This is a genomic window from Streptomyces sp. H27-H5 (assembly GCF_026627505.1).
Taxonomy (GTDB): Bacteria; Actinomycetota; Actinomycetes; order Streptomycetales; family Streptomycetaceae; genus Streptomyces.
The window spans coordinates 1-4,011 of sequence record NZ_JAPNLK010000225.1 but is presented as its reverse complement, the minus strand read 5'-3'; the positions used below and the strand labels follow the sequence as shown (position 1 = coordinate 4,011).

At 65.1% G+C, this 4,011-nt stretch carries 5 protein-coding genes and 1 pseudogene; 5 read left to right on the top strand and 1 reads right to left on the bottom strand.

Annotation, left to right across the window (positions count from 1 at the left end):
- A partial coding sequence (locus OTB19_RS41960) for an ATP-binding protein (protein ID WP_267804125.1) occupies positions 1–562 on the top strand: 562 nt, incomplete at its 5' end.
- Between the two features lie 87 nt (positions 563–649).
- On the opposite strand, the gene OTB19_RS41955 is transcribed toward OTB19_RS41960, so the two are convergent.
- Complete coding sequence (locus tag OTB19_RS41955; RefSeq protein WP_267804124.1) at positions 650–1,123, bottom strand: transposase; 474 nt, start codon at positions 1,121–1,123, stop codon at positions 650–652.
- 480 nt (positions 1,124–1,603) lie between these two features.
- On the opposite strand from OTB19_RS41955, the gene OTB19_RS41950 reads away from it, so the two are divergent.
- From OTB19_RS41950 to OTB19_RS41935, 4 genes and pseudogenes are all read left to right on the top strand, one after another.
- Positions 1,604–2,017 carry a helix-turn-helix domain-containing protein gene (locus OTB19_RS41950; protein ID WP_267804123.1) on the top strand — a complete coding sequence of 138 codons (414 nt, stop codon included), beginning with the start codon at positions 1,604–1,606 and terminating at the stop codon, positions 2,015–2,017.
- 535 nt (positions 2,018–2,552) lie between these two features.
- Complete coding sequence (locus tag OTB19_RS41945) at positions 2,553–2,990, top strand: hypothetical protein (RefSeq protein WP_267804122.1); 438 nt, start codon at positions 2,553–2,555, stop codon at positions 2,988–2,990.
- Between the two features lie 36 nt (positions 2,991–3,026).
- Positions 3,027–3,491, top strand: a complete 465-nt coding sequence (locus OTB19_RS41940; RefSeq protein WP_267804121.1) for a hypothetical protein — start codon at positions 3,027–3,029, stop codon at positions 3,489–3,491.
- Positions 3,492–3,637: 146 nt separating this feature from the next.
- A pseudogene (locus tag OTB19_RS41935) lies at positions 3,638–3,916 on the top strand (transposase); the annotation flags it as partial.
- Positions 3,917–4,011: the final 95 nt, after the last annotated feature.

Genomic DNA, 4,011 nt, shown 5'->3' with positions numbered 1-4,011 from the left:
GCCGCGGCGGAGACATCGCACCCTCAAGAACCCAGATCATCGGACCCTGCTGAGTACGCAGCATCAATCGAAGAACCATCCTGAGCTGCAACAACATGCTCAGATCGAGGTCGAACCGGCGATAACGCCCGGGACGGGGAAAAGTCACTTCACCGAGGGGCTCGCCCAGGCCGCGATCGAGAAGGACATGCGGGTGTCCTGGTTCACCCTGGAGACGCTGGCCGCCGCGATCGGCAAGTCGAAGGTCGACGGGTCCACCGCCCGCACCGTCGCCCGGATCTGCCGGGCCGACTTGATCGTTATTGATGACATTGGCCTGCTGCCCGTCGGCGAGGACGCCGCCGAGGCGTTCTACCGGATCATCGATGCCGCTTACGAGCGCCGGTCCATCGCGGTGACCAGCAACATCCACCCCTCGGGCTTCGACACGATCATGCCGAAAACCCTCGCCGGGGCCAGCACCGATCGCCTCATGCACCACGCTCACCTCGTGACCACCTCCGGCGACTCGCATCGCCTCGCCGAGGCCCTCGCTGGCAAGGGAGTGGTCCCCTTGAACTGACCCCCACCTCGGGAATGCCACTGGCCACACGCCTGGGTTTCTGATGGCCGCCAGCCTGGCTACCCAACGGCCACCCACCTGGGCATCTCAATGACCGTTGACAAGACACTTCTTCACGATCTTCTTGCAGGTCGTGGTGCTGCCGTCGCCCAGCGTGAAGGTGAAGTTCGACGGGACCCGCAGCACGTACCCCTGCCGCACACTTTCGCAGGAGGATCGCAGGTCGGGGCTGTTGCCGTAGACCTCGTCGCCGCAGATGAAGTCGAGGACGACCCCGCCGTCGTGCGCGTCCTGGACGATCCCGGCAGCAAGCTTCCCCTTGGTCGCGAACTGGAGGTCTTCCGGCAGACCCGTCCGGGCCGCAATTTCCGCGTCGTCGATCTGCTCGGCGGGAACCCACTGCCGGCACCCGATCAGCGCATGGCCCACGCCTTCCCGCACATACGACAGGTGCACGGTGTTGATCCCGTTGGCGACCCCGTCGGCGCAGCCCATGTGCTGGCGTTTCACACCCGCGGTGGCCCGGCCCTTCTTCTCCTGACCGGTCTCGTCCAGAGCCACGGATCCGTTCCATCAGAAGGTTGATGCCCTCATCGGCCCGCCGGGCCTCTACCATCAACGCAGCGGCCGTTCTTGGATGTTGACTTGTCACAGAGCAACGATCCCGGAGCGGCCGCCTCACTGTCCGCCGAACCGGTCACAACAACACGTCGATCAACAGCGTCCCCGCAGCTCACCACACGAAGTGCGGCTGCCGTACCGGGGCGCCCTCGCCGCGGTCGGCCTGATCGCGACGGACCCAGTTGCGCATAACCGGTTTATCTTAATTGGCGTGGGGCGTTGCTGCGGGGGAGGGAATGACCGTGATGACTTTGGAGCCCGTTTCATGGCGCTATGCGGCCTATTTGGGCGGTGGGGGGGGATAACCGCGGTGAGGTTGCACATCTGTGGTGGTTGCGGTCAACGCGATGACAGTGGTGATCTTTGCCATGCCGACATCGTGTCGACCTCGCCGACTTGAAGGGCGTGTGTGCCTTGCTAGTGCGCAATCGTGAACAGTTCACCGACCTGATGCTCGCCTTGAAGGTCTCACAGCGCCAGCTCGCTGCCAAGGCCGGTGTCTCCCAGCCCTACATCTCACTCCTCATCAAGGGGGCCAGGGGAGCCCGCCCGGAGACCGCATGGCGCATCGCGTCGGCCCTGGGCGTACTGATCGAAGAGCTGTTCACCCGGGAACCGGCCAAGTCGAGCCTCCCCGCGCCCGCATCCGCACCCATCTCCCCGGCCACTCTCGCCTCCAGAACGGAACTCACCCTCGTCCCGCCCGCCCACAACCCCACCACTGCCCTCCCCCGAGACACCCCCCCCCTCCCCCTTCCCACGCAGATGCGCCGTGCCCCCCGGATGAGGGCACAGCCCCGCCTCACACGACGCCCCCTGGCCCACGCCGCCTGATACCCACCCGAACTCGGACCAACGGAAGAGACACCCTCGTGATCAGTGCCCTCCGAACCCCGCCCGTCCCGCGCATCGGCGCACTCGTCATGCTCCGACGAGCCGCCGCAGTCGCCCAAGAAGCCAAGGAAACCCCCGGCACCTACGTCCTTTTCGGACGTTACCCCCGCCCTCTCGCCGACCGCCTTGCCGCCCGCGTCAGGACATCCGGCTACCCTGCCCTGCTCGGCAGCGACTGGGACGCCACCCGCCGGAACGACGAAGTATGGGTCATGTACCTCGGGAAAACCCACACCGCAACCACGGCCCCCAGCCCCCGCAAAGCTTTCGACGACTCAGCCGCACAATTCCGCTGAGGCCTGACCGGACAGACAAGTGATCACCGCATAACGAACGGCACATCCGTGCCCGGCCGAGCGCCCCGGCACCCCGGCGCAACTCGGCGCAATCATGCGGCAGAGTCTTCGCCACCCACCCACCACCCGGACATCCCCCGGACACACACGGGTCGAAGGCGGCCCCGGAAAGGCACAACATGACAGTGCGCCTACACGTCCTCATCCTCGCGCTGGCCACCGTCGGACTACGCATCTCGCCCAACACCGACAACGTCCCCGTCCTCTCCCCACTCATCGGTATCGCCACCGCGATCACCATCCTTCTCTGCATCGCCGCACTCTCCATCGCCCCCCAAGCTCTACCCCTGTCCATGCTCAGCAGCGGACTCCTCTTCACCACCTGCGCCACCATCCCCTACTTCACCCAACACCACCCCACCCCCCAATTCCCCCTCCTCAGCTGCGCCGCACTCGGCATCCTCGGCTTCCTCCAACTCCACCACAAACCCACCACATCCAAAAACAGCACCCACCCCTACACACACACCCAACCACCCCAACCCACCACCAACCCAACTCCCATTTTCTACACCGTCAAAATCGGCGATTCCGGGCGGGTCGCTAGCTCCATGTAAGTCTCAACGGCGCTTTGTTATTGAGGCGACGCGCCCATGTACACGCTCGACGCGACTCGTACGCGCGGCGACTGCAACGGGCGACGGTCCAGGAAGGACAAGGTGAGTGCCGCTGACCGCAAACCGAAGAGTCAAACCGCACGGAGCGTCAGTGATCCCGCATGGATGACTGACAGCCATTTGCGCGCCCACTTCCCCACAGGTCGACTCGGTTGCGCCTGCCACATGCCGAAGTCGCAGGTCTGCGAGGAGGTCGTACGCAAAACGCGCCGCAGCGCAGCGGGCCAAGCGCGGCGCAATGCAGGCGCACAAGCAGCCAAGCACTCAGAAATGCAGACCTCCATGCTCATCGCGATGCAGATCTCACATCAGATGGCAATGCATCACAAGATGCGGAGTGCAGTGCTTTCCCCCATGCCTCTCCAAGCCTATACCTCGCTTCATCTAGGAGTGCAAGGCGCCGTGCAACTCTCACTGCATATCGCGATGCACAAGCTGTGAACTTGTGAAAGGGTCGGGTCGAAGCCCTGTGTGGGTGAGCCCGGGGTCGATGACTCTGTTGCTGAATTGGCTGCGGTTTCTGGGGCTGTTCGGCATGATCGTCGGTGCGGTCGTTCTGTCTGCCCCGGTCGCAGGAGGTGGGTGCGGTGTCCATGCGGCCTGGGGGTCTGCCGCCCGTTCCGGAACAGACGGTGCGTACGGCTTGTGCGGCCTTTCCGAGGGGAAGCCTCCCTATGCGGGTCCGTGATCGCCTCGCCGAGGTCTTCGACGATGTGATGTTCGCCGAGGTGTTTCCCGGGCGTGGGGCTCCTGCCCAGTCCCCGGCCCTGCTCGCGCTGGTGACGGTGCTGCAGTTCACCGAGAATCTCACCGACCGCCAGGCCGCGGACGCGGCGCGGGACCGTCTGTCGTGGAAGTACGCGCTGGTGCGCCACGAGGCGCCACTACCCCGAGCGGGGGTGAAAGGACCCCGCCGCTGGCCTGTCGCAGCAGGCTAGTGCAGCTGAGGGCAGCCTGACCG

Excerpts from the sequence above, each read along its gene's own strand:
- OTB19_RS41945 (WP_267804122.1), top strand. The coding sequence starts at position 2,553 with ATGACAGTGCGCCTACACGTCCTCATCCTCGCGCTGGCCACCGTCGGA.
- OTB19_RS41940 (WP_267804121.1), top strand. The coding sequence starts at position 3,027 with ATGTACACGCTCGACGCGACTCGTACGCGCGGCGACTGCAACGGGCGA.